The sequence below is a fragment of the Streptomyces sp. x-80 genome (assembly GCF_046549095.1).
Taxonomy (GTDB): Bacteria; Actinomycetota; Actinomycetes; order Streptomycetales; family Streptomycetaceae; genus Streptomyces; species Streptomyces celluloflavus.
This window is the reverse complement of the sequence record NZ_JAJPWM010000009.1, coordinates 1-23,347: the sequence shown is the minus strand read 5'-3', so window position 1 is coordinate 23,347 and position 23,347 is coordinate 1. Positions and strand designations below refer to the sequence as shown.

The 23,347-nt window shown below is 71.0% G+C and carries 20 protein-coding genes and 4 pseudogenes; 11 read left to right on the top strand and 13 right to left on the bottom strand.

Features of this window, described 5'->3' with window-relative positions; translation table 11 throughout:
* Positions 1-58: 58 nt before the first annotated feature.
* Positions 59-1,135, top strand: a pseudogene (locus ACLJWH_RS19420) (AI-2E family transporter); the annotation flags it as partial.
* Here the strand turns inward: ACLJWH_RS19420 and ACLJWH_RS19415 are convergent.
* Complete coding sequence (locus ACLJWH_RS19415; RefSeq protein WP_411142986.1) at positions 1,099-3,330, bottom strand: SpoIIE family protein phosphatase; 2,232 nt, start codon at positions 3,328-3,330, stop codon at positions 1,099-1,101. The pseudogene ACLJWH_RS19420 and the gene ACLJWH_RS19415 overlap by 37 nt on opposite strands.
* Before the next feature lie 342 nt (positions 3,331-3,672).
* Here ACLJWH_RS19415 and aspS point away from each other — a divergent pair, with 342 nt between their 5' ends.
* Positions 3,673-5,436 carry an aspartate--tRNA ligase gene (gene aspS, locus ACLJWH_RS19410; RefSeq protein WP_411142985.1) on the top strand — a complete coding sequence of 588 codons (1,764 nt, stop codon included), beginning with the start codon at positions 3,673-3,675 and terminating at the stop codon, positions 5,434-5,436.
* A gap of 259 nt (positions 5,437-5,695) precedes the next feature.
* A pseudogene (locus tag ACLJWH_RS19405) lies at positions 5,696-5,932 on the top strand (SigE family RNA polymerase sigma factor); the annotation flags it as partial.
* 191 nt (positions 5,933-6,123) lie between these two features.
* Here ACLJWH_RS19405 and ACLJWH_RS19400 read toward each other — a convergent pair.
* The 5 genes and pseudogenes from ACLJWH_RS19400 to ACLJWH_RS19380 form a co-directional block, all read right to left on the bottom strand.
* Positions 6,124-6,708: an MFS transporter gene (locus ACLJWH_RS19400; protein WP_411142984.1), complete on the bottom strand. Its 585-nt coding sequence runs from the start codon at positions 6,706-6,708 to the stop codon at positions 6,124-6,126.
* 35 nt (positions 6,709-6,743) lie between these two features.
* Positions 6,744-6,896, bottom strand: a pseudogene (locus ACLJWH_RS19395) (MFS transporter); the annotation flags it as partial.
* A gap of 315 nt (positions 6,897-7,211) precedes the next feature.
* On the bottom strand, positions 7,212-7,709 hold the full coding sequence (locus ACLJWH_RS19390; protein ID WP_411142983.1) for a nucleoside deaminase: 498 nt from the start codon (positions 7,707-7,709) through the stop codon (positions 7,212-7,214).
* A 105-nt stretch (positions 7,710-7,814) separates the two neighbouring features.
* Positions 7,815-8,285, bottom strand: a complete 471-nt coding sequence (gene cynS / locus ACLJWH_RS19385) for a cyanase (RefSeq protein WP_411142982.1) — start codon at positions 8,283-8,285, stop codon at positions 7,815-7,817.
* A gap of 47 nt (positions 8,286-8,332) precedes the next feature.
* Positions 8,333-8,920, bottom strand: coding sequence for a carbonic anhydrase (locus tag ACLJWH_RS19380; protein ID WP_411142981.1), 588 nt, complete (start codon positions 8,918-8,920; stop codon positions 8,333-8,335).
* Between the two features lie 123 nt (positions 8,921-9,043).
* On the opposite strand from ACLJWH_RS19380, the gene cynR reads away from it, so the two are divergent.
* A complete protein-coding gene (gene cynR / locus ACLJWH_RS19375) occupies positions 9,044-10,000 on the top strand; it encodes a transcriptional regulator CynR (RefSeq protein WP_411142980.1) in 957 nt (318 codons plus the stop codon).
* Positions 10,001-10,199: 199 nt separating this feature from the next.
* Here the strand turns inward: cynR and ACLJWH_RS19370 are convergent, their stop codons facing one another.
* From ACLJWH_RS19370 to ACLJWH_RS19360, 3 genes are all read right to left on the bottom strand, one after another.
* A complete protein-coding gene (locus tag ACLJWH_RS19370; protein ID WP_411142979.1) occupies positions 10,200-10,808 on the bottom strand; it encodes a PASTA domain-containing protein in 609 nt (202 codons plus the stop codon).
* Entirely contained in the window at positions 10,808-11,377 is a 570-nt protein-coding gene (locus ACLJWH_RS19365) for a SigE family RNA polymerase sigma factor (RefSeq protein ID WP_411142978.1), read from the bottom strand. The genes ACLJWH_RS19370 and ACLJWH_RS19365 overlap by 1 nt, the downstream gene beginning before the upstream one ends.
* Before the next feature lie 274 nt (positions 11,378-11,651).
* Positions 11,652-12,965, bottom strand: coding sequence for a helix-turn-helix transcriptional regulator (locus tag ACLJWH_RS19360; RefSeq protein WP_411142977.1), 1,314 nt, complete (start codon positions 12,963-12,965; stop codon positions 11,652-11,654).
* Between the two features lie 151 nt (positions 12,966-13,116).
* Here ACLJWH_RS19360 and ACLJWH_RS19355 point away from each other — a divergent pair, with 151 nt between their 5' ends.
* The 3 genes from ACLJWH_RS19355 (at position 13,117) to ACLJWH_RS19345 (ending at position 16,590) form a co-directional block, all read left to right on the top strand.
* Positions 13,117-14,511, top strand: a complete 1,395-nt coding sequence (locus tag ACLJWH_RS19355) for a hypothetical protein (RefSeq protein WP_411142976.1) — start codon at positions 13,117-13,119, stop codon at positions 14,509-14,511.
* A complete protein-coding gene (locus tag ACLJWH_RS19350) occupies positions 14,501-15,082 on the top strand; it encodes a class IV adenylate cyclase (RefSeq protein WP_411142975.1) in 582 nt (193 codons plus the stop codon). The genes ACLJWH_RS19355 and ACLJWH_RS19350 overlap by 11 nt, the downstream gene beginning before the upstream one ends.
* Positions 15,083-15,303: 221 nt before the next feature.
* Complete coding sequence (locus ACLJWH_RS19345) at positions 15,304-16,590, top strand: alcohol dehydrogenase catalytic domain-containing protein (RefSeq protein WP_411142974.1); 1,287 nt, start codon at positions 15,304-15,306, stop codon at positions 16,588-16,590.
* A gap of 214 nt (positions 16,591-16,804) precedes the next feature.
* Here the strand turns inward: ACLJWH_RS19345 and ACLJWH_RS19340 are convergent, their stop codons facing one another.
* Entirely contained in the window at positions 16,805-17,452 is a 648-nt protein-coding gene (locus ACLJWH_RS19340) for a response regulator transcription factor (RefSeq protein ID WP_411142973.1), read from the bottom strand.
* Entirely contained in the window at positions 17,437-18,720 is a 1,284-nt protein-coding gene (locus tag ACLJWH_RS19335; protein WP_411142972.1) for a sensor histidine kinase, read from the bottom strand. Before ACLJWH_RS19335 ends, ACLJWH_RS19340 begins: the two co-directional genes overlap by 16 nt.
* Positions 18,721-18,989: 269 nt before the next feature.
* Between ACLJWH_RS19335 and ACLJWH_RS19330 the strand changes: the two genes are divergently transcribed.
* Positions 18,990-19,436, top strand: coding sequence for a hypothetical protein (locus tag ACLJWH_RS19330; protein WP_411142971.1), 447 nt, complete (start codon positions 18,990-18,992; stop codon positions 19,434-19,436).
* A 132-nt stretch (positions 19,437-19,568) separates the two neighbouring features.
* On the opposite strand, the gene ACLJWH_RS19325 is transcribed toward ACLJWH_RS19330, so the two are convergent.
* Positions 19,569-20,126, bottom strand: a complete 558-nt coding sequence (locus ACLJWH_RS19325; protein ID WP_411142970.1) for a DUF3291 domain-containing protein — start codon at positions 20,124-20,126, stop codon at positions 19,569-19,571.
* A 371-nt stretch (positions 20,127-20,497) separates the two neighbouring features.
* Between ACLJWH_RS19325 and ACLJWH_RS19320 the strand changes: the two are divergent.
* Positions 20,498-20,791, top strand: a pseudogene (locus ACLJWH_RS19320) (IS630 family transposase); the annotation flags it as partial.
* A gap of 7 nt (positions 20,792-20,798) precedes the next feature.
* Here ACLJWH_RS19320 and ACLJWH_RS19315 read toward each other — a convergent pair.
* Entirely contained in the window at positions 20,799-21,386 is a 588-nt protein-coding gene (locus ACLJWH_RS19315) for a TetR/AcrR family transcriptional regulator (protein WP_411142969.1), read from the bottom strand.
* A 72-nt stretch (positions 21,387-21,458) separates the two neighbouring features.
* Between ACLJWH_RS19315 and ACLJWH_RS19310 the strand changes: the two genes are divergently transcribed.
* Both ACLJWH_RS19310 and ACLJWH_RS19305 read left to right on the top strand, forming a co-directional pair.
* Positions 21,459-22,271 carry an SDR family NAD(P)-dependent oxidoreductase gene (locus tag ACLJWH_RS19310; RefSeq protein WP_411142968.1) on the top strand — a complete coding sequence of 271 codons (813 nt, stop codon included), beginning with the start codon at positions 21,459-21,461 and terminating at the stop codon, positions 22,269-22,271.
* A gap of 216 nt (positions 22,272-22,487) precedes the next feature.
* On the top strand, positions 22,488-23,347 hold an 860-nt coding region (locus tag ACLJWH_RS19305; protein WP_411143262.1), incomplete at its 3' end, for an IS630 family transposase.

Below are 23,347 nucleotides of genomic sequence, written 5' to 3'. Positions count from 1 at the left end.
CGTCCCCGTGCCCCGTCGATGCGGGTCGCCGCGTGGCGTCGCGTGGTGGACTGTTCGGGTGCGAAATGACTCGGGTCAAGGCCGTCCGCTGCTTCCGACCGCCGCGCGGCGTGCCGCGGCCTGGTGTGGGGTGGTGTTGCTGTTCGCGGCCGTGGTGGCCGTCGGGGTGCTGCTGTGCGTGGAGCTGAGCGCGGCGGTCACGCCCGTACTGCTGGCGCTGCTGGGCAGTGCGCTGCTCGGGCCGATGTACCGGCGGCTGGTGGCGATGAAGCTCAACCGTTCGCTGGCGGCGGGGCTGACCTCTGCCGTGCTGCTGATCGCGGTCGGCGGTGCCGGTTATGTGCTGGTCAGCGTGCTGGTCGACACCGGCGACGAGATCCTCGGCTCGCTCAAGGACGCCGCCCGTGATCTCTCCCAGCACTTCAGCACCGTCGGCACCTCACTGAACGACCTCGCCACCAACGCCAAGCAGCTGATCGCGAAGTTCGGCGGCACCGCGGCCTCCGGGCTGCTGGCCGGGGTCGGTGTCGTCGCCCAGATCATCACCGCCGGGGTGCTCGCCCTGCTGCTGACGTTCTTCTTCCTGCGCGACTCGGACAAGGCCGTGCGCGCGCTGCACGACTGGGCGCCCGGTGACTCGGCCCCCAAGCTGGAGCGGATGGCCCGCCGCGGCTTCCAGGCCATCGAGGGCTTCATGCGCGGCACCACCCTCATCGCGCTGATCGACGCCACCTGCATCACCATCGGCATGCTGATCCTGGGCGCGCCCGGTGCGGTCGGCCTGGGCGCCCTGGTCTTCGTCGGCGCCTACATCCCCTACCTCGGCGCGTTCATCTCCGGCACGGTGGCGATCCTGGTGGTCTTCGCGGACCAGGGCATCGGGAAGGCGCTGTGGGCGCTCGGCATCGTGGTGGCCGTGCAGGTGCTGGAGGGCCACATCCTCCAGCCGATGATCCAGAGCCGCACGGTCCAGATGCATCCGGCGACGGTGATGCTGGCGATCACCGCGGGCGCGAGCATCGCCGGCATCATCGGCATGCTGCTCTCCGTCCCGCTGACCGCGGCGATCTCCGGTGTGCTGCACGAACTACGGCTGCATTACGCCGCGGATTCGGACTCGGGGACGGACTCGGGGACGGACTCGGGGACGGACTCGGAGGCGAGCTCGGGGGCGGACTCCGCGCCGTCGGGGCCCGGGGACGCCGGGCCCGCGGCCTCGTCCGCGTCCTCGTAGAGCTCGAACCAGGTCGATTTGCCGTCGCCGCGCGGGTCCACGCCCCAGGCGTCGGCCAGGAGGTCCATCAGGACCAGGCCGCGCCCCGAGGAGGCCAGTTCGCCGGGGCTGCGGCGGTGCGGGAGTTCGTCGCTGCCGTCGGCGACGTCGACGCGGATCCGCCGGCCGCCCGCCGCACCGGAGATCTCGGCGATCAGCAGCGCGTCCCCGTCGGTGTGCATCAGGACGTTGGTGACCATCTCGGAGACCATCAGCACCGCCGAGTCCACCTGGTCGGGGTCGGCCCAGTCGTGCAGCAGGTCCCGTATCTGGCGGCGCGCCTCGGCTATCCGCTCCGGTTCGGCCTGCGCGATGTTCAGCACCGTGCGCCGTACGGGCCGCGGCGCCAGCCGGCCGCCGGTGCCCACTCCGCAGCTGCCGCCCGCGCGGCTCAGCAGCAGGACGGCGATGTCGTCCTCGCGGCGGTCGACCAGCGGCCCGGTGGTGTGGTGCGAGAACGGGCCGTGCACGGCCTGGACCAGGGCGTCGGCGAGTCTGTCGAGGCTCTCGCCGTCGTGCCCGCCGTCGTGCGCCTCGACGATGCCGCGCAGCCGCGCCCAGCCGGTCTCCAGATCGTGGCCGCCGGTCTCGATCAGCCCGTCGGTGCAGACCAGCATCGTCTCGCCGGGCTCCAGGACCAGCCGGGTGGTGGGGTAGTCGGAGTCCGGGTCGATGCCCAGCGGCAGCCCGCCCGCGGTCGGCCGGACCAGCATCGTGCCGTCCGTCATCCGGATCGCCGGGTCCGGGTGGCCGGCCCGCGCGATGTCCAGCAGCCCGGTCGCCGGGTCCACCTCGATGTACAGGCAGGTCGCGAAGCGCTGGTCCTCGCGCTGGCCGCGGGTCTCGGTGTCGTTGATCCCGGCCAGGAAGCGGGAGGCGCGGGAGAGCACCGCGTCGGGGTGGTGGCCCTCGGCGGCGTAGGCGCGCAGCGCGATCCGCAGCTGCCCCATCAGGCCCGCGGCCCGTACGTCGTGCCCCTGGACGTCGCCGATGACCAGCGCGATCCGGCCGGACGGCAGCGGGATCATGTCGTACCAGTCGCCGCCGACCTCCAGGCCGCCGCCGGTCGGCACGTAGCGGGCGGCGACCGACATTCCCGGGATGTCCGGCTGCACCGTCGGCAGCATGCTGCGCTGCAAGGCGACGGCCAGTTCCTGCTGCGACTCCTGCACGCCCGCGCGGGCCAGCGCCTGGGCCAGCATCCGGGCGACGGTGGTCAGCACCGAGCGTTCGTCGGGGGTGAAGGTGACCGGCTGGACGAAGGCGGCCATCCAGGCGCCGATCGTCCGGCCCGCGTTGACCAGCGGCAGAAACGCCCAGGACGTACGGCGGAAACCGTTGGCCAGGGGCCAGCTGCCGGGGTAGCGGCGGCGGTAGTCGTCGGGGGTGGGGAGGTAGATGGCCCGGCCGGTGCGGACGACCTCGGCGGCCGGATACTCGGCGGCCAGCGGCATGTCGAGGAAGGGCCGTTCATCGCCCGGCCGGTGGCCGTGGTGGCCGATGACCGAGATCCGGTCGCCCTCGATGCCGAAGACGGCCAGCCCGTCCGGCATGAAGCCGGGCATGGACAGCCCGGCCGCGACCCGCAGCACCTCGGCGGTGGACCGCGCCTCGGCCAGCGCCCGGCCCGCGTCCAGCAGGAACGCCTCGCGCGAGCGGCGCCAGTCGCCGGTGATGGGGGTGTGCGCGGCGGAGGTCCCCGGCTGCGGTTCGGGCACCTCCTGGAGGGTGCCGACCAGCTCGTAGCCGCCGTCGTCGGCCGACCGGGGGCGGGAGCGCGAGCGGACGATGCGCAGCACCCTGCCGTGCTCGTCCACGATCCGCAGCCGGGCCTCGGCGAGCGTCCCCTCGGCGACCGCGAGGTTGATGACGCCGGTGATCTCGGCGAAGTCGACGGGGTGGAAACGGGAGCGCACGGCGGCCTCGCTGAGAACCGTCGGCCGCGCGGGCAGGCCGAGCAGCCGGGCCGCCTCGGCGTCGAGGGTCACCCGTCCCGATGCGTTGTCCCAGCGCCACAGGCCGGTCGCGATGGCAGCCAGAAGATCCTTGGTGCGCATCTGCCTCACTTTATGTGGGTCTGCTGGGTCCCGGCCGATGCGGGTCCGACGGGCGCCGGCGGACGAGGCGGCGGCGACCGTCCTCCCGGCCGCCGTCCGGTCCCCGGCCCCCGTCCGCACCCCGGGGCCGATCCCGGCCGGTCCTGATGCGTATATGTCAATGAGGAGCCGGGAGCCGGGGCGGTAACCTGGAGCGGTTATGTCAATCCTGGGGTGGCCCTCCGAGTGAGCGTTTCGGGGGCCGATCGGGTGGTCGGGCGGGTGGTCGGGCGGTGGTCACGCCCCCGCTCCCCGCAGCTGCCGACAACTCCCCATCCCGACTCGCGACGACTTGGATGAGCGATGCACCGGTACCGGTCCCATAACTGCGGCGAGCTCCGAGCCGCGGACGTCGACACGGACGTCCGCCTCAGCGGCTGGCTGCACAATCGTCGTGACCTGGGCGGCATCCTCTTCATCGATCTGCGCGACCACTACGGTCTCGTGCAGCTCGTCGCCCGGCCCGGCACCCCCGCCAACGAGGCGCTCGGCTCGCTGACCAAGGAGACCGTCGTCCGGATCGACGGCAAGGTCAGCGCGCGCGGCGCGGACAACGTCAACCCCGACCTGCCGACCGGTGAGATCGAGATCGAGGTCACCGCGGTCGAGGTGCTGGGCGCCGCCGAGCAGATCCCCTTCACGATCAACGCGGAGGACGGGGTCAACGAGGAGCGGCGCCTGGAGTACCGCTTCCTGGACCTGCGCCGCGAGCGCATGCACCGCAACATCATGCTGCGCACCGCCGTCATCTCCGCCATCCGCCACAAGATGGTGGCGCTCGGCTTCAACGAGATGGCGACCCCGATCCTGTCGGCGACCTCCCCCGAGGGCGCCCGCGACTTCCTGGTCCCCTCCCGTCTGCACGCCGGCAAGTTCTACGCGCTGCCGCAGGCCCCGCAGCAGTTCAAGCAGCTGCTGATGGTCGCCGGGTTCGACCGGTACTTCCAGATCGCGCCCTGCTTCCGCGACGAGGACGCCCGCGCGGACCGCTCGCCGGGCGAGTTCTACCAGCTCGACGTCGAGATGAGCTTCGTCGAGCAGGAGGACGTCTTCCAGCCGGTCGAGCAGCTGATGACCGAGCTCTTCACCGAGTTCGGCAACGACCGCACGGTCACCTCGCCGTTCGCCCGCATCCCGTTCCGCGAGTCGATGCTCAAGTACGGCTCGGACAAGCCGGACCTGCGCGCCGAGCTGGAGCTGGTGGACGTCTCCGGCGTCTTCGCGGACTCCGGCTTCAAGGCGTTCGCCGGGAAGCACGTCCGCGCCCTGGCCGTGCCGGACACCGCCGACCAGCCGCGGAAGTTCTTCGACCAGCTGGGCGACTTCGCCGTCCAGCAGGGTGCGAAGGGCCTGGCCTGGGTGCGCGTCGGCGAGGAGCTGGCGCTGAGCGGACCGATCGCCAAGTTCCTCACCGAGGACGACGTCAAGGCGCTGGTCGCGGCCCTGGACCTCAAGCCCGGCCACGCCGTGTTCTTCGGCGCCGGTGAGTTCGACGAGGTCTCCAAGATCATGGGTGCGGTCCGGGTCGAGGCCGCCAAGCGGGCCGGACACTTCGTCGAGGACGAGTTCCGCTTCTGCTGGATCGTCGACTTCCCGATGTTCGAGAAGGACGAGGACACCGGCAAGATCGAGTTCTCGCACAACCCGTTCTCCATGCCGCAGGGCGGTCTGGAGGCGCTGGAGACCAAGGACCCGCTGGACATCCTGGCCTGGCAGTACGACATCGTCTGCAACGGCACCGAGCTGTCCTCCGGCGCGATCCGCAACCACGAGCCCGAGGTCATGTACAAGGCGTTCGGGATCGCCGGTTACGACAAGGACACCGTCGAGGCCGAGTTCGGCGGCATGCTCCGCGCCTTCAAGTTCGGCGCCCCGCCGCACGGCGGCATCGCCCCCGGCATCGACCGCATCGTCATGCTGCTGGCCGACGAGCCCAACATCCGCGAGACCATCGCCTTCCCGCTCAACGGCAACGCCCAGGACCTGCTGATGGGCGCCCCGAGCGAGGTCGAGGAGGCGCGGCTCAAGGAGCTGCACCTGACGATCCGCAAGCCGCAGGTGAAGTAGCGGACGCAGCTCGCGCAGCGCGACGCGAAGCGGCGGTCCGACCGCCGCCCGACGGGCCCGGAACCGGTGACGGTTCCGGGCCCGTCCGGCGTGTGCGGCCCGCCCCGCGACCGGCACCCCTCCCGGCCCGGCAACCGATCGCCGCCTGCCGCGTTCCCTGGTCGGGGGACACACCGCGCGGACGACGGGACGTGGCACGCGGCCGGGATCGCGGATCACCGGGCGTGGCACGCGGGCGGCACACGGCACGCACGACGGCGTGGGAGCGGGGCGGGGACACGGCTATGGGACACGACGGGACCGGGACGGGACCGGGACGGGCTTCGCGGAGTTCGTCGCGGCCCGCGGTCCCCGGATGCTGCGGGTCGCCTGGCTGCTGACCGGCGACTCCCCTCTCGCCGAGGACCTGTTGCAGTCGGCGCTCGCCAAGCTCTGGCCCAGGTGGCCGCGGATCGCCGCCGACAACCCCGAGGCGTATCCGCGCAAGACGCCAGTGCCGTGACCGGCAAGCTTTGCCCCGTCGGGCCGTCCAGCACGCACGCTCGCCGCGTTGGCCTGCCGGCCGCCCTGCGATCGCACGCACCGGACGACGCTCCTCACGGGGCAGACATCGCCGGTCACGGCACCGGTCACCACGCACGCGTCCTGGTGGCGGCGGCGCTTGCCCTGCCTGCCGCCCGGAGAGCACTACCCGTTCACGGCGACGCGGTAGCCCGCGGGCAGCCATGACCGGAGGCAGGTTTCACCGGGGCTGCGATCACGCCTCGCTCTGGAGGCTCGCGGCCGGTGCCGGGTGGGCTTCCTCGGCGCTGCGCCGGGTGGTGGTGCTCTGGCGGGTGCGGTGCCGGGTGAGGGGGCCAGGGCGGCGAGGGTGATGCCGCAGCCGGTGATGATCCACCAGGCGGGGCGGCTCGCGTGGTCGAACGTGGTGGTGGCGTAGCTGGTGGCGGGGAGGGTGGCGCCGATGACGGCGACGCCGAGGGCGCTGCCGATCTGGCGGCCGGTGGTGGTGATGGCTGCGTCCGGGCGGCGGGGGTGCGGGGCGCGGGATTCGGGCACCTTGCCGGTCGGAGCCGGCGCGAGGATGCCGACGGGCAGGTTGATCAGGAAGATCCAGCGCCATCCGGCGGTGTCGACCAGCAGGCCGCCGAGCAGGGGGCCGAGGGCCATGGTGATGCCCTGGACCGCGCTCCGGACACCGATGGCACGGGCGCGTTCGCGTCGGTCGGTGAAGACGGTGGTGAGGACGGCCATCGCGACGGGGGTGAGCATGCCGCCGCCGACGGCCTGGAGTGCGCGGAAGGCGATCAGCCAGCCGACGGTGGGGCGAGGGAGCGCAGCAGGGAGGCGGTGGTGAACAGGGCGAGCCCGGCGCGGAAGACGCGGCGGCGGCCTGTGCGGTCACCGGCCGAACCGGCGAGCGGCAGCAGGGCGGAGAGGACGACGAGGCGGGCGTCGACGGTCCACTGGAGCTGGGCCGTGGAGGTGCCGAAGTCGCGCTGGACGGCGGGAAGCGCGGTCGGTGTTCAGGGCGGTGTCGCGAGGCTGACGAGGAACAGGGCTGAGCAGCATACGGCGAGGACCAGCAGCCGCTGCCCCGGGGACAGCTCGGACACGGCACATCACCTTGGGGGAGGTACGGGGTGGGACGGGAGCGAGCGGGGCCGCCGCCACCGGGAAGGGGCGATGGCGGAAGCCCGGTCGCGCCGGGTACCGGCGGTGGGTTCAGGTGGCGGTTTCCGGCCTGGTTTCCGGCCTGGTTTCCGGCGCTGGGTTCAGGCGGTGGGGGCGCCGGCGACGCGGCGCTCGCCGCCGTTGTTCTCCTGCCAGAACCGGTAGACGTCGACGGCGTCCGCGCGCTCCTCGTGGCGCATGGGGAGCCGGCGGTCCTGCCAGGGCTTGGCGAACTCCTCGTAGAAGGTGTTCAGTTCGAAGTACTTGCGGTCGTCGACGTAGTGGGGCTCGTAGGCGTCGCGGGTGGTGAGGAAGACGACCTCGTCCGGGGAGCAGTAGTACAGCGAGCCCAGGCACATCGGGCAGGGGTGGGCGAGCACGTAGATGGTGGTGCCGGTCAGGTGCTCGGTGCCCAGCTTCGTGCAGGCATCGCGGATGGCGAGGATCTCCGCGTGGGCGGTGGGGTCGCCGGTCTGGGCGACCTTGTTCGGGCTCTCGGCGAGGATCTCACCGTCCTTGGCGATGACGGTCGCGAACGGGCGGCCGCCCTCGGCGACGTTCTGGCGGGCGATGTCGATGGTGCGCTGGACGAAGTCCACGGGGGTCCTCCGGAAGGGGAAGGGGTGTGCGGCGGTGGGCGCCGCCTCGCGGGGCGGGGCGGGCCGGAGGGGGTAACTCCCGGCCCGCCCCGTCGTGTTGCCCGGTCAGAAGGGCTTGGTCGGCAGGTACTTGCCGTTGAGGGTGATGACGGCGCGCTCGCCGCCCTCGGGGTCGGCTTCCTTCTTCACGTCGAGCTTGAAGTTGATCGCGGAGATGATGCCGTCCCCGAACTCCTCGTGGACCAGCGCCTTCAGCGTGGTGCCGTAGACCTGGAGCATCTCGTAGAAGCGGTACATCGTCGGGTCCGTCGGGATCCGGTTCGGCATCGAGCCACGGACCGGGATCGTCTGGAGCAGTATCGCCGCGTCATCGTCCAGCCCCAGCAGCTCGGCGACCGCCTTCGCGGACTCCTCCGGCAGCGGGTGCTGGCCGAGAACGGCAGCGGTGGTGAAGGCCACCGACAGGCCGGATGCCTCGGCTATCTGCTTCCAGGACAGGTTCTTGCGGATCTTCGCCTCGACAGCGGCGTCGGCCAGGGTCTGGCGGGCGGTGGGGTCGGACTGGGCGTGCACCATGATCGGTACGTCCTTCTTTCGCAGGTGAGTTGAGGGGGTGTGGGGTGTCAGGCCGCGAGCGCGGGGCCGGCGGCGGTCAGGTTCTCGACGTTGCCGGTGGCGATGTCGAAGACCCAGCCGTGCAGGGTGACCTTCCGCTCCGCCAGGGCGCGGGCGACCGAGGGGTGGGTGGCCAGGTTCGCCAGCTGCGCGAGCACGTTCTGCCGCACCAGGGCGGGGACGTCCCCGGCGGCGGTGGTGCGGGCCTGGGCGGCGTCCGCGTGCCGCAGCCAGGTGGCGACCGCCGGGGCGCCGCTGAGGTCGTGGCCTTCTGCCAGGGCGGTCATCGCACCGCAGGCGGAGTGGCCGCAGACGACGATGTCCTGCACGCCCAGTGCGGCGACGGCGTACTCGATGCTCGCCGCCACCCCGTCGGCTCCGGGGGTATGGGCGGGCACCAGGTTGCCGGCGGTGCGGATGACGAACAGGTCACCCGGCTCGGTGCCGGTGATCAGCTCCGGGACGACGCGGGCGTCGGAGCAGCTGATGAACAGGGTGTGCGGGGTGTGGTGGGTGGCCAGGTGGGCGAAGAGCTCCGCCTTGGCCGGGAAGACGTCCCGCTGGAAACGGGCGACGCCTTGGGTGAGGTCCTGCATGATCACTCCCTTCGGTGGTGATCGGCCCCTGTGGGCTGGTGAGATCCACCATGCATGACCTGCGCCTATAGAGTCCAAGAGTTGTTAACCATGGAAGCTAGTGGTCGCATCTATAGTTGCTTCATGGCCGCTCTCGAACTGCGTCACCTGCGCTACCTGCTCGCCGTCGCCGAACAGGGCAACTTCACCCGCGCCGCCGAAGACCTGCACATCTCCCAGCCCACGCTCTCCCAGCAGATCAGACAGCTCGAACGCACCCTCGGTGTGCAGTTGCTGGACCGCACCGGCCGCACGGTACGGCTCACCGACGCGGGCGCCGTCTACACCGACCACGCCCGGCGCGCGCTGCGCGACCTGGCCGCCGCCGAACGCGCCGTCCACGACGTCCAGGACCTCTCCCGCGGCCATCTGCGCCTGGGCGTCACCCCCACCTTCACCGCCTACCTCGTCGGCCCGCTCACCGCCGAGCTCCACACCCGCCACCCCGGCATCAGCCTGACCCTGGCCGAGACGACCCAGGACCGCATCGAAGCGGCCCTGCTGGCCGACGACCTCGACCTCGGCATCGCCTTCGCCGGCCCCCACCCGCCCGGCATCACCGCCACCGCGCTGTTCACCGAAACCCTCAGCCTCGTCACCGCCACCCAGCACACCCCGGCAACGCCACCGCCCCTACCGGTCCACGCCCTGGAAGACCGGCAACTGGCGTTGCTCACCGGCGACTTCGCCACCCGCGGCCATATCGACGCCTACTTCGCCGGCCACCGCATCGCCCCCGGCATCACGGTCGAGGCCAACTCCATTCAGGCCCTCACCGAAATCGTCCGACGCACCCCGCTGGCCACCGTCCTGCCCGACGCCATCACCCACGACCACCCCCACCTCACCCCCCTCCCCCTCGACCCACCCCTGCCCACCCGCACCGTCACCCTCCTGCACCGGCAAGGCGCCTACCGCAGTGCCGCCACCCGCGCCTTCACCCGGCTCACCCACGACCTCGTCCGCACCCGCGGCTACACCCCGCCCCCGTGCCAGGTCCCCTCCGGAAACGGTTCGGCCGAATCACTTCCGGGCCGGTGATCCGATCACCGGGCAGACCGGGCCGCGCGCGGCACCAGCCCGCGCGCGGCGGATGGCCCGCTGTGCTACGCCTTGGCCGTCACGGACGGGGCGGCCCGGCGGGGTACCGGGAGTGCGGCCCGGAACATCAGCGCTATCAGCGCTATCAGCGCTATCAGGGCTATCAGGACTGTCGGGACTGTCGGGACTGTCAGAGCTATCAGGGCTTTCCCTTGGAGACGAAGAGGTCGATGGCGGTGTCCGGGGAGACCACGGTGCCGGGCCGGGGCTCCGTGCTGATCACCGCGCCGGCCGGGGTGCGCCAGTCGGTGAAGTCGTGGACGGTCCCGACCCGCAACCCGGCTTTCGCGAGGGCCTTCTCGGCCGCTGCCCGGGGCAGGCCGAGGAGCGCGGGGACGGTGGCCCGGCCCGGCCCGGCGGTGGTGTCGGGGGCGCGGGAGGGGCTGCCGTGGTGGCTGTCTCCGGCGGCGGGCGTGGTGGTGGTGCCGGGGGCGGCCGCCGGGATCCGGTCGGCCGGCCGGTCCGCGGAGTGCAGGGCGAAGGCGGTGCCCGCCGTGAGGGCGATGGCCGCCGCCGACGCCGCGGCCGCGAGGAGGCCGCGCCGGCGGCGGGTGCGGCGCAGGATGGCGGTGCCGTCGAGTACGGGGGCCGGTGCGTCGTTCGCGAAGTGGTCCATGGCCTGCATCAGGGCCTTTCCGAAGTCGGGGCCGGGGCCGGGCCCGGGGGCGGAGCTGTGGTTACCGGGGTGGCCGAGGCGACCGGAGTGGCGGGGGTCGCCGAGGTGGCCGTCGGGCGGGAGCGGGGTCATCACGCACCTTCCAACTGGGGCAGCGGGGCGGGGCGTCCGTCGTCCGGCGCGGGCGGTGGCGGTTCGTACCGGGGTACCGCGGTACGCAGTTTGGCCAGTCCGCGGGCGAGTTGTGAGCGCACGGCACCGGGGGAGATGCGGAGGATCTCGGCGATCTGCCGATCGCCCATGTCGTGGAGGTAGTGCAGCACCACGACGGTGCGCATCCCGATCGGCAGGGCGTGCAGGGCCTGCACGAGTTCGTCGCGGAGTTCCACGGCCCGGTACGGGTCACGGGGATCGGCGTGGTCCGCGAGATCCGTACGCTCACCGGACCGGCGGAGCCTGCGCCACCGGTCGTTGGCGAGGTTCACCACGATCCGGCGTACGTAGGCTTCCGGCGAGTCCGCGACGGCGACGCGGTTCCAGTGCCGGCACGCCTTCTCCAGCGCCTCTTGCAGCAGATCCTCCGCCGCCTCCTGACTTCCGGTCAGCACATAGGCGGTCCGGAACAGCGCCGTGGACCGCTGCTCGACGAACTCGACGAATTCGATGCGCCGGGTGTCCCCGCCGCGCCTGCGTATCCTCACCAGCCGCCCGCCGATGCGCTCATGCTCTCCTCCTCGACCCGCTGCTCCTGCACCCATGACGGAGCCCTGCCGTGCCTTGCTGCACGGGGGCGTCGGAAGTGATGCGGATCACTCGAACCGGAGGTCCGGCAGTTCGCCGGCCCGCTGGTTCGCCGGTCCGGCAGTTCGGCCCGGCCTGGACCGGCCGATGAGCGGCACCGCCCGACGCGCCCCGCTGGGAACCCGAGCAGCGGGGCCATGGGGGTGTCGGTGCGGTGCGCGAAGTCGGCGTGGTTCAGCTCGCGCGCGCCAGTTCCAGCAGCTCCGGAACGCCCTCGGCCGAGGCATGCCGGGTGAAGGCGGGGACGAGGTCACGCACCAGGGCGACACAGCGAGGGGCACCGATGCGGTTCGCCATGGTCAGCGCCTCGGATGCCGCCGCGGCGGCCTGGTCGATGTCGCCGGAGCGCAGAAAGGCGCCGGCTTCGTAGGTGCGGAAGACCGCCCGCGTCTTCGTCCGGGCGTGCGGCAGCAGGCCGGTGCCTTCCTGAATGAGCTGGTGCGCCTTCCGGGGATCGCCGAGGTCCAGCTGGCAGCGACCGCTGTCGACCGCCAGGTCCGACGGAGACATCCAGGCGCACCATGGCGGAGACGGGTCGCCGGCGGCGGCGCCGAGTTCCCGCTCGGCGGCGGCGAGGGAGCGGTTGCAGATGGCTGATTCGCCGAGCGCCGCGTGGGCCCGCGCCTTGCGCAGATGCAGCAGCGCCCGCGCTGTGGGGTGCGTGACGCGAGTGAGGGCGTGCTCCAGGATCTCCACCGCCGTCCGCGGATCGCGGAGCCAGGTGGCCTGGTAGGCGAGATCCGACAGCACTCCGGCGCCGAGGTCGCGGTCACCGCTGGCGTGGGCGCTGTGCAGGGCCCCGTGCCAGAAGCGTGCGGCGGAGGCGTACCGGCCGTGGTCGAAGCGGTACCAGCCGACCGTCTGCGACAGGCTCGCGGCCAGTGCGTGCAGCCTCCTGCCCATCCCCGAGGTGTAGCGGCCGTCGGCGATCAGATCGGTCACGGTGGTGAGGTGGGCGTCCAGGAGCCGGGCGGCGTGCTGGCGCTGCTCCGTGGCCAGGGCCGTGAGCCTGACGCTATGGTCCTCCAGCATGTCCACCAGGTTCGCGTCGACGCGGCTGCCGCCCCGGGTGTCGGCCATGGCGGACGGTTCGGATACGGCCCACTGGAGGGCGATACCGGTGAGCGAGGCCCCGGTGTAGCCGAGGAAGGCTCGGCGGTCGATGGACAATTTGAGGGCCTCTCGCAGTGCGGGGACGGTGCTCCCGGGGCCGAGGGACAGCGGGCTGTCGTATCCGGGAACCCAGTGCGGCCAGCCGAGGGCGCGCACGATGGCGGGGTCGGTGTCGAAGACTTCGGCGAGGAGGTCCTGAGAGTCGTCGTCGGGGGTGGCACGGCCGTTCTCCCATTTCGAGATGCGTTGCTTGACGGCTCCCGAGCGCAGCCCCCGACGCTCCGCCGTCCTCCGGATCTTCCGGGCCAGATCGGTCTGCGACCATCCGCGCATGCTCCGGGCGTAGGCGAGGGGATGGCGGATTTGGTTCTCCACGGGTGTATCCCATCATCGGGCCGGGTGGGAAGAGTACCGCCGCGACGGCCGGGATTACCTCGGAGCTACGGCCAACTCCTGTGCGAATAAGTGCGGTTCAGCTCTACTCGGTGAAGCTGGAGCGCAGGGGGCGCCGGCGGAGGAGAGGGCGATGACCGGAACCGAGTTCGCCGGCGAGCACAAGGCCGCTGCCGGGTACCTTGATGCGGCAGCCAACGGGCACGGCGAGGAGAAAGCGTTCCTCGTCGATTGGGCATTGCAGCGGGTGCGAGCTCAGTGCCCCCGAGTGGTGGAGATCGGTCCCGGCGGGGGCTCGGCCGTCAGCTTTCTCGCCTCTCGGCTGGCCTCGGACCAGGAGCGCCACAAGAACATCAGCCTCACCCTTGTCGAAGCGCCGGGAGTGGCGTCAGCATCGCTGAAACAGGCGATGGCGGAGTTCAGCAAGGTGGGCAGTTGCGAATTCGTCAGCGGATTCGCTCAGGACATCGGGACCATCGTCAGCGAGCCCGCTGATGTGATCAGTGCGTCCGCGCTGCTGCACGAGGTGTACTCGTACAGTGGCGGGTACGGTGGTCTGCAATCATTGATCAGGTCGCTCCCCGGTGTTCTGAAACCCGAGGGGCTGTTCGCCTACCGCGATGTCTACGCGGTAGAGGGGTTTTCCCTCCACGAACGCTCCGTGCAGACCTACGACTCAAAACCGTGGATCCAGTTTCTTCGCATGTTCCTCCCGCCGTATCTCCGGGAGGGGACGCATCCGTATCACGGCCCGGCTGACGAGATTCTGGCCCGGCAGGGTTCACGGATCGTGCCGGTGGAGAATCTCGACGAGGAGACGTGCGCATTCGTCACCGCTCCGGTGGGTCTCTTCCGGGAGGTGCAGCGGCACTACCTCACTTTCCGGGACCATATATGGAGGTCGGGCGTGCTGGGATTCAGGCCCGTTCTTGACGGTCAACTGTCCTCGGACTGGATCGACGCCAAGTCCGGGCACAAGCGCGTGCACTACAGCCTCACGGGGGCGGACTGGCTGCCCGCGTCGCAGAAGAAGATGCTGCTCATGCTGAGCGAGCGATACGCGGACCACTACGCGGTGGACGGTGACATCTTTGACGAATTCACCGATATAGCGCTGTCGACGTTCCTCGGTCTGGCGGAGGAGGGGCCATCGGAATGTGCGGATGTCCGGGATCACTGGACCGTTCGAGAAGGACGGGAAACGTACGTCTATCTGACGGCCGATGAGCTGCTCACCGCATTTGCCGTCAGCTCGGTCGAGGCGTCTCAGGACGGGGGGACCGTGCTGATGCCCATCCGTGTATCCGATGTTCTCCAGCGGGACCGGGGCTACTACAACCGGTACCTCAGGAAGAAGCTTCCGAATCCTCTCCAAGACGCCAAACAGCTGGTGCTGTTCTCGAACATACCCCGCACGGATTCATACTCCCTGGAGTCGGCGATGAATTCCCTCCAGCGGTGGTGCAGCAAGGCCGGCCTTGCCCGCGTGTACTCGGCATTGAACGGAGGAGGACGGTATGGCGAATGACGTTACGGAGATCGAGCGGAAGCGGGCCTTGCCGGACGACGGCAGTGCGGCGAAGTCGCTGCTCACGTCGCTCGGATATGTGGGAGCGGGGCCGACGACCGAGGTCGACGTGTACTACACCCGGCCCGATGTGGACTATCTGGAGACCGTGGAATGCCTGCGGGTCCGCCGTCGGGACGGCTTCGCGGAGATCACCTACAAGCCCGCGTCCGACGCCCGGACGCACAGCGCTGCTGATGTGGTCGCCAAACGGGAGACGAACGTCGTGCTCAGCGGCCCGGGGCAGGCGGGCGGTGCGGAACGCCTGCTGGCGGCCATCGGCATGCAACGCCTGGTCAGGGTCGAAAAGGTACGTGCGCTGTTCCGCCATCCGGACCTGCCGGGGGTCGCGGTCAGCGTCGACACGGTCTCCGGGGTGGGCACCTTCATCGAGACCGAGGTGAACCGGACGGAACCCGACGGCGCAGTCGCGCTCATCGAGCGGATCGAACGGCAGCTCGGAGTCGCGGACTGTCCGCCGGTCTCCCTCCCCTACCGGGATCTCGTGCGCCAGGCCATGGCTGCGGGGTAGGCCGCGCGGACGTACCCCGCGCTTCGAGGGTGCTGAGGTGCGAAAGGGAGCGCAAGGTGGAAGGCATCAGTGCGCAGGAGGGAACGAGCGCAGGAGGCGAGGAGAGCAGGCGGGAGAACCGGTGAGCAGGAGGACAGGCGAGCGGGAGACCCGCCAAGCGGGAGCCCCGGCAAGCAGGAGAACGGACCGACAGGCGAGCACCTCGCGGAGAGGAGAGCCGGATGACACCGGACCGGCAAGGGGCGAAGGCGTACCGGCCCGCTGGGGCCGGCGGCTTCGAAGGGCCCCGGCACCGTCCCCTGGGGGCGGTGCGGCACGCCGCCCGCGTCACCCGTACGGGAGGTGCCGCGGCGCGTATCGGGCTCGAACGGGGCGGCGGCGCGCGGTTGCGGCGGCTGGCGGGGGCGGCCGAGGACCGGATCCGCCAGCGGCTGCGGCCGACGCGCGCCCGGATGCGCGCGCTCGTCGCCCGCCCCGGCGGCCAACTGGTCTGGCAGGACGTCCCCGTACCCCCGCCGCCGGGCCCGGACGGGGCGCTGGTGCACCCCATCGCCGTGGCCACCTGCGACGTGGACCGCCCGCTCGCCCTGGGAACCGTGCCCTTCCCGCTGCCGCTGCACTTCGGGCACGAGTGCGTCGCCGAGGTCCTTGAGGTCGGCGAGGCGGTGACGACCGTCCGGCCCGGTCAGCGCGTCGTCGTCCCCTTCCAGATCAGTTGCGGCGCCTGCTCGGCGTGCCGCGCCGGTCGCACCGCCAACTGCCTGGGGACGCCGCCGCTTTCGATGTACGGTTTCGGGCTGGCGGCCGGTCACTGGGGCGGCGCCTACAGCGACCAGCTCGCCGTACCGTACGCGGACGCCATGCTCGTGCCCCTGCCCGACGCGCTCGATCCGGCCGCCGCCGCGTCCGTGGCCGACACCGTCTGCGACGGCTACCGGCACGTCGCCCCGCACCTGCCCGCGCTGCTGGAGCGCGACCCCGGTACGCGGGTGACCGTCGTCGGCGCGATCGACCCGGACTCCGCCTTCAGCGCGAGCTGCCCGCTGTACGCCGCGCTCACCGCCAGGGCCCTCGGCGCCCGGCACATCGTCTTCGCCGACAGCCGCCCGGCCGTCCGCGCCCAGGCCGACGCCCTCGGACTGGAGGCCGTACGGCCCAACGCGCTGCGTTCCAGGCCGAGTTCACCCCTGGTCGTGGACGTCAGCGCCGATGCGCGCGGGCTGGCCCTGTGCCTGTCCCGGACCGCCCCCGACGGTGTGTGCAGCAGCGCCGGCAGCTTCGCCGGCACGGCCCGTATCCCCCAGCTCCAGATGTATGGCCACAACGCCACCCTGCACGTCGGCCGCACCCACGCCCGCGCCCTGATCCCCGGCGTCCTCGCCCTGATGGCCGACGGGCGGCTGCGCCCCCAGGACGTCATCACCGGCCTGTCCGCCCTGGACGACGCGCCCCGCACCCTGGGCCGGCACATCCGGGGGGATGCGACGAAGACCGTACTGACGGCCTGAGAGGCGAGCGGGCGAGCGGGCGAGCGGGCGAGTTGCCCGGCGTAGGGGCCGGGCGCCCTGACCGCAGGGCGGGCGGCAGCTCCCGGGCGCGCATCGGCAGCTCCCCGGGCGTGCATCGGCGGCCACCGGACCCGACCGGACCAGCCCGGACCCGACTGAACCTGACCGGACCAGCCCGGACCCGCCCCGCCCCGCCCCGCCCCCGAGACGTACGTCAGGGCCGGTTCAGGTAGGTGAGGACGGCGAGGACGCGACGGTTGCTGCTGTCGTCATCGGTGATGCCGAGTTTGCCGAAGAGGGAGGTGGTGTACTTGCTGATGGCGCTCTCACTGAGGAAGAGCCGTCGGCCGATGGCCTGGTTGGACAGCCCTTCGGCCATCAGGCCGAGCACGGAGTGTTCGCGTTCGGTGAGTTGATCCAGTCGTCGGTCCGAGGACCCGCCGGCCAGCAGTTTGGCGATGACGGCCGGGTCCATGGCGGTCCCGCCACCGGCGACGCGTTCCAGCGCGTCGATGAACTGATCGGCGTCGAAGACGCTCTCCTTGAGGAGATAGCCGATGCCCCCGGCGCCGTCGGCCAGGAGCTCGCGGGCATAGAGCTGTTCGACGTGCTGAGAGAGGATCAGGACCGGCAGTCCGGGCAGTTCACGGCGGGCGGCAAGAGCGGCCCGCAGGCCCTCGTCCGACTGGGTCGGCGGCATCCGGACGTCGATGAGGGAGACATCCGGCCGCCACGTCAGCAGCGCGTCGCGCGTCTCGGGTCCGGTGGTCGCCGTCGCCACCACCTGGTGTCCGTACGCCTTGAGGAGGCGGAGCATCCCGTCGCGCAGGAGGTAGAGGTCTTCGGCTACAACGATGCGCATGGCACCGCCATCGTCACACGGGTCGGACCGCCCGCCGGGCTGGTGATCTCCAGGGTGCCGTCGAACGCCGCGAGGCGGCGGCGCAGCCCCGCGAGTCCACCGCCGGCTCGTACACCGGCCCCGCCCCGGCCGTCGTCCTCGACCTCGACGACTAGGCAGGTGCCGGTATCGGCGCCCGTACCGGTGCCGTCCCGGGTGAGGGAGATCCGCGCCCGGGTCGCCTGGGCGTGCTTGACCGCGTTGGTGACCAGTTCGGCGATTCCGAAGTACACGGCGGACTCGATCGGCGGGTCCAGGCGCAGCCGGACGTCGGCACTGACGGCCACGTCGAGCGGGCTGTCCAGGGCGAGAGCGCGGACGGCATCGACGATCCCGCGTTCGCTCAGCACCGGCGGGTTGATTCCCCGGACCAGTTCGCGGAGTTCGGTCAGTGAGGTGGCGGCGCCGGTCCGCGCCTCCCGCATCAGCGCCTTGGCCTGGTCGGGGTCGGTCTCCAGCAGCTTCTCCGCGGTCGTCAGGGAGAGCCCGAGCGAGACCAGACGGGCCTGCGCCCCGTCGTGCAGATCCCGCTCGATCCGGCGGATCTCGGCGGCCTGCGCGACCGTCGTGTCCGCGCGCTGGGCGGTCAGCTCGTCCACCCGGTCCGCCAGCGCCATCGCGGGCGACGGGCGCAGGAAGCGGACGGCCACCGGCACCACGGGCCGCCAGGCGTACGGGGCCCCGGCGACGGCCACGACCAGGCCGAGCGCCCCGACGACGCGGGCGACGGGCCCCGGCCGGCCGAGCCCGAGGACCGCCGCGGCCACCCCGGTCGGCGGGAGGGCCGCGACCAGGCCCGCGGTGAACGGCACGATCCCCGTGAACCGCAGGTCGCGCCAGTTGGCGGGGTCCTGCCACCGGATCCGCCACCTCTGGTCGAGGAGGGCGTCGCGGCTGGTGCGTTCGTAGCCGAAGCCGTTCCACCAGTACCCGGTGGACATCCGCGTCACCGGCCCGGCCTGCCGGTATCCGGCGGGCACGACGGTGGCGGTCCACCGCGCGACCAGGCGGCGGACCATCCGGCAGACCGGGCGGGACAGGACCGGCGTACCCACGCTCACCAGCGTGAACGGCCCCACCCATGACCACGGGTTGCCCGCTCCCCACCAGATCCCCAGCGCCACGGCGGCGGCCCACACGGCCGGGACCAGCATGCTGACCACCATCACCACACAAGCGCGCACGAACCCCACGCAGGCACTCGCCCCCCACGACACCACCTGTCGCATGACCCTTCCTCCCCCTTCGTCCTTCCGGCCGTGGCACCCGCGCCGCCGACGGGGTGCCGATCAGGCCCGTCCGGCCCGGTGCTTTTCTCACTGTGCACCGCGCGCAGCCCGATGCCCCCGGGACCGGCTCCGGAGTAGGTCTGGCCCCACCCGCCCGTACGTCCAGACGCATACCGCGCCGCCCCCGCGCTCCCTAGCGTCGGCACTACGTCGACCGGCACCACGTCGACCGACACCACGAGGGAAGAAAGAGACAGGGAGCAGGAGACATGGAGATCGCCGGCCACACCACGCCCGAGGCCGGGCCCGCCCACCTCAACCACCCACGCAGCCAACGGGCCTTCGGCAGGACGAAGACGCTCGTAGCGGTCTACGGCGCGCTCGCCGCCGCAGTCCTCGTCACGGTCGTCATCTGCGCGCTCACCGGACAGCCGGTGACGTCGTTCATGTGGGGCCGGTCGGCCGGGGTGCTCGTGAGCGCCGCGGTGACCTACTGGCTGACCGTCCTGGCCGCACGGGGAGCGCGATGGGCATATCTCCGGGTGCGGATCATCTCGGTCGTCATGCCGGTCGCGATCATCGCCGTCGACCTGATCCCCGGTATCTGCCCGCCGTGGTTCGCCCTGATGCAGGCCACCTGCGCCCTCGCCATCGCCGCGAGCGCGTTCGTCGTCAACGGCTCCGGGCTGCGCGCGGCCTTCCCCGCATCGCGCTGACCTCTCGGTTTCGTCCGGGGTGCCCGCGCTTGGCTTCGGGCACCTCAAACGGCGGCGTTTGTCCGTCCGTTCGTGTTCGCCGTCGTTCGATCGAGGCGTGTGACAGCGAACCCAGTCGTTCAGGCTTCCTTGTCAGCGAGCTTGATCGCTCTTCGACCCGATGCCTTTGATTCCGGCCGGAGTTCCGTCCGGGGCGAACGAGTGGTGGAAGGTGAAGGCGTGCGGTGCGGAGCCGTGGTCGTGGAGGTGCTCCAGCCTGGAAACCCCGTCCTGCCAGGTGGGTATCACGCCGTCGGAGACCCACCAGAACACGTAATTCGGGTGTCCTCTCCTCTCGAACCAGTCGTAACGCCTGTTCAGCGCCGCACGGTGCGGACCGGTGTAGATGGCGTCGAAGGCAGGGCGCAGGTCGGTCCAGAGTGAGAGGGTCGCGGCCAGGGCGGTGGTCTCCACCGTACGGCCCTTGTCGTACCAGGTCGGTACGGCGAACTCTCCCCATGCACCCCAGTCCGCCTCGAAGAGCATGCCCCGGTCACCGTCTGCCGCTTCAGCATGCGCGAGGTATCCGGGGTGCTGACTGATCTTCCGGTAGACGACCTCACCAATGTCGTAGAACTCGCGCGTGAGAGGTGCGGGATCGACGAGAGGTGACTTCAGGACGCCGAATGTGTACAGAGCAAGATGGGGCATGCGTCTCTCCCTGGTCGGGGGTGCCTGGTGTGGACCCGGTTCGGTGGCTTACGCATGGGGACGAGGATTCGTGGCGCGTGACCAACTCGTCCCGTCGCGGGCGGCTCGGCCTGAAGGAACTCCTGTGCGACCGTGGGTGGCCGCCGAACGCCAGGTGAAGGTAGCTGCCTCTGCGGGCCATGTCGAAGTTGCGGTTTACCTGTCCAAGTGGCCTCTTGCACAGGTCCTTGCGGGAGCTGGGCGGTGGCGCTGCCTGCCGTCGTGGAAGTCCGCATCGGCCCAGCAACTGCGGAGGAGCAGCATCGACGGCCCCGCTCAAGCAGGTGTGCCGGGGCGACGCCGGCGGCGTCGACCGGGTTGGACGACGCGGGCTTGCGATCGTCTGCGACAACTTCTCCCCGCACCTGACGACCAAACGGTGCCAGCGCGTCGGCGACTGGGCTGCGGCGAACAACGTCGAGATCGCCTACACCCCGACCAACAGCTCCTGGCTGAACCGGATCGAAGCTCAGTTCACCGCCCTGCGCCACTTCACCCTCGACGGCACCGACCACGCCGGCCACAAGGAGCAGGGCAGCATGATCCGCCGCTACATCATCTGGCGAAATCGCCATGCCGACGACCGGCGCCTGTGCGCCGTCGTCGACAGGGCAAATGTTGCCTGATCCGGCATTAGCTGCGGAGGGTGGTGACCGCCTCGTCGAAGAGATGCTCGGGGTCGTCCGTCCCGCCGGAGCGGTACCACGCGTCGACGGCCGCGTCGAGGCAGGCCAGCGCGGCGGCGATGAACGCCTTGGCCCTGGGGTCGGCGTCCGGGGATGCGGGCAGGCCCAAGCGGCGCTGTATCTCAGGGGCGAGCAGTTCCTGCCAGCGCAGGTGTTTCTCCAGGTGCCGGGAGCGCAGTGAGGGCGCCTCGTGGTGGAGGCCGGCGCGGGTGAGTTGCTCCGCTGGACTGCCCCCGGCCTGACGAAGGACCAGGAAGGCTTCTCGGATGGCTTCCCAGGCCGACTCGCCATCGGGCCGGTCCTCCAGCGCGGCTCGCAGTGATTCGCCCAGCGCGTCCATGTCGCCCAGGACGAGGTCCTCCTTGCTTCCGAAGTAGTGGAAGAAGGAGCGGCGGGAGATGCCGACCGCGGTGGTGATCTGGTCGATCGTCGTCGCCTCGTAGCCGTTCTCCGCGAAGAGTCGGATGGCGGTGGTGGCGATCTCCGCGCGTGCCGCGCGGCGTGCACGCTCCCGGAGTGTGAGGGGGTCGGCCATGCACCCAGTCTACAGTTATGCACTCAATGCTGAACATTGCACTGAATGCAAAGATCTGCCTACAGTGCAACTATGACTCCGATCGACTTCTCCGGTCAGACCACGATCGTCACGGGTGCCAGCTCCGGCATCGGCGCCGCTTTCGCCCGCGAACTCACCCGCCGCGGCTCCGACGTCGTCCTCGTCGCACGGCGGCGCGACCGCTTGGAGGCACTCGCCTCCGAACTGCAGGCGCGGCACGGTGCACACGCCCTCGCGATCCCCCTTGATCTGAGCGAGCCGGGCGCGGGCCGACGGCTGGCCGCCGATCTGACTCAACGGGGCATCACCGTCGACGGCCTGGTGAACAACGCTGGTTTCGGCACCGACGGCGCCTTTCACCGCGAGGACCCCGACCGCCTCACCGACGAGATCAACGTGGATGTCGCCAACCTCGTCGACCTCACCCGTGCGTTCATCGAGCCGCTCCGGACCTCCGGCCGGGGCATCCTCGTCAACCTCGCGAGCATGGCGGCCTACACGCCCATCCCCGAGATGGCGGTCTACGCCGCCTGCAAGGCGTTCGTCCTCAGCTTCACCGAGGCGCTCTGGTACGAGTCGCGCGGCACCGGCCTGCGCGTGCTCTCCCTCGCCCCGGGCCTCACCCGCACCGAGTTCTTCGACGCTCTCGGCGGTGGGACCTATCGGGGCCGCTACCAGACCCCCGAGCAGGTGGTCGCGACCGCGATGCGCGCACTCGACCGCGGCCGCCGGCCCAGTGTGCAGTCGGGCCACCTGAACGCGTTCACGGCGAGAGTGCCGCGCATCTTTACCCGCCGACGCGCCGTCCTGCTCAGTGGAATGATCTCAGCGCGATCGTCCGGGTCCGTAACCGCGGCTGCCTGAGCCGTCGTGGTGGTGCGATGACCACGCCGGCCACAAGGAGCAGGGCAGCATGATCCGCCGCTACATCATCTGGCGAAATCGCCATGCCGACAACCGGCGCCTGTGCGCCGTCGTCAACAGGGCAAACGTTGCCTGCCACGGCACTAGTGTGATGCGCCAGAAATTCTGAGGATTAGTTACTACCCTGTTGGCATGTCGCATCCGGGGCCTTCTGCTGTGGAGATCACGCTGTCCGAGGCCGAGCGTGCCGAGTTGGTGCGCCGGACGGGATTGCCGAACCGGCGCTCGGCCGAGAAGGCCCGCATCATCCTGGCGTGTGCTGAGGGTATGTCAAACGCTGGTGTCGCACGGGTCGTCGGTGTCCAGGCCAAGACGGTGGGCAAGTGGCGTCGGGCTTTCGCCGCAGAGCGGATGGCCGGGCTTGAGGACGCCGGCTGGATCGGCCGGCCGAAGGCCGACCTGGTCCTGGACGATGCTGAGCGCAGGCAGTTGACACAGTGGGCTCGGCGGGCGAAGACCGCCCAGTTCCTCGCGTTGCGGGCCAGGATCGTGCTGCGCTGCGCGGAGGGTGGGACGAACCAGCAGGCCGCGGCCGACCTCGGCATCGACAGATCGACCGTGGACCGCTGGCGGGCCCGGTTCATCGCCAAGCGCCTCGACGGTCTGCATGACGAGCCCCGCTCGGGCCGGCCGCCCTCGATCCTTCTCGACCGGGTCGAGGAGGTCATCGTGGCCACCCTGGAGTCGACCGCGGGCAGGGACACGCACTGGTCACGGGCTTCGATGGCCCAGCACACCGGCCTGTCGAAGTCGACCATCGGCCGGATCTGGAAGAGGTTCGACCTCAAGCCCCACCTGCAGGACTCCTTCAAACTCTCCACCGACCCGCAGTTCGTCGCCAAGGTCGTCGACGTCGTCGGCCTGTACCACCACCCGCCCGAGAAGGCGATTGTGCTGTGCGTGGACGAGAAGTCCCAAATCCAGGCGCTGGACCGCTCACAGCCGGTGCTGCCGATGATGCCGGGCATGCCCGAACGCCGGACCCACGACTACTACCGGCACGGCATCACCAGCCT

Excerpts from the sequence above, each read along its gene's own strand:
- ACLJWH_RS19370 (WP_411142979.1), bottom strand. The coding sequence starts at position 10,808 with ATGACCCCGCTCCCGCCCGACGGCCACCTCGGCGACCCCCGCCACTCC.
- ACLJWH_RS19355 (WP_411142976.1), top strand. The coding sequence starts at position 13,117 with ATGACCGGAACCGAGTTCGCCGGCGAGCACAAGGCCGCTGCCGGGTAC.
- cynR (WP_411142980.1), top strand. The coding sequence starts at position 9,044 with ATGGCCGCTCTCGAACTGCGTCACCTGCGCTACCTGCTCGCCGTCGCC.
- ACLJWH_RS19415 (WP_411142986.1), bottom strand. The coding sequence starts at position 3,330 with ATGCGCACCAAGGATCTTCTGGCTGCCATCGCGACCGGCCTGTGGCGC.
- ACLJWH_RS19335 (WP_411142972.1), bottom strand. The coding sequence starts at position 18,720 with ATGCGACAGGTGGTGTCGTGGGGGGCGAGTGCCTGCGTGGGGTTCGTG.
- cynS (WP_411142982.1), bottom strand. The coding sequence starts at position 8,285 with ATGGTGCACGCCCAGTCCGACCCCACCGCCCGCCAGACCCTGGCCGAC.
- ACLJWH_RS19350 (WP_411142975.1), top strand. The coding sequence starts at position 14,501 with ATGGCGAATGACGTTACGGAGATCGAGCGGAAGCGGGCCTTGCCGGAC.
- ACLJWH_RS19340 (WP_411142973.1), bottom strand. The coding sequence starts at position 17,452 with ATGCGCATCGTTGTAGCCGAAGACCTCTACCTCCTGCGCGACGGGATG.
- ACLJWH_RS19310 (WP_411142968.1), top strand. The coding sequence starts at position 21,459 with ATGACTCCGATCGACTTCTCCGGTCAGACCACGATCGTCACGGGTGCC.
- aspS (WP_411142985.1), top strand. The coding sequence starts at position 3,673 with ATGCACCGGTACCGGTCCCATAACTGCGGCGAGCTCCGAGCCGCGGAC.
- ACLJWH_RS19380 (WP_411142981.1), bottom strand. The coding sequence starts at position 8,920 with ATGCAGGACCTCACCCAAGGCGTCGCCCGTTTCCAGCGGGACGTCTTC.
- ACLJWH_RS19325 (WP_411142970.1), bottom strand. The coding sequence starts at position 20,126 with ATGCCCCATCTTGCTCTGTACACATTCGGCGTCCTGAAGTCACCTCTC.
- ACLJWH_RS19345 (WP_411142974.1), top strand. The coding sequence starts at position 15,304 with ATGACACCGGACCGGCAAGGGGCGAAGGCGTACCGGCCCGCTGGGGCC.
- ACLJWH_RS19400 (WP_411142984.1), bottom strand. The coding sequence starts at position 6,708 with ATGCTCACCCCCGTCGCGATGGCCGTCCTCACCACCGTCTTCACCGAC.
- ACLJWH_RS19330 (WP_411142971.1), top strand. The coding sequence starts at position 18,990 with ATGGAGATCGCCGGCCACACCACGCCCGAGGCCGGGCCCGCCCACCTC.
- ACLJWH_RS19315 (WP_411142969.1), bottom strand. The coding sequence starts at position 21,386 with ATGGCCGACCCCCTCACACTCCGGGAGCGTGCACGCCGCGCGGCACGC.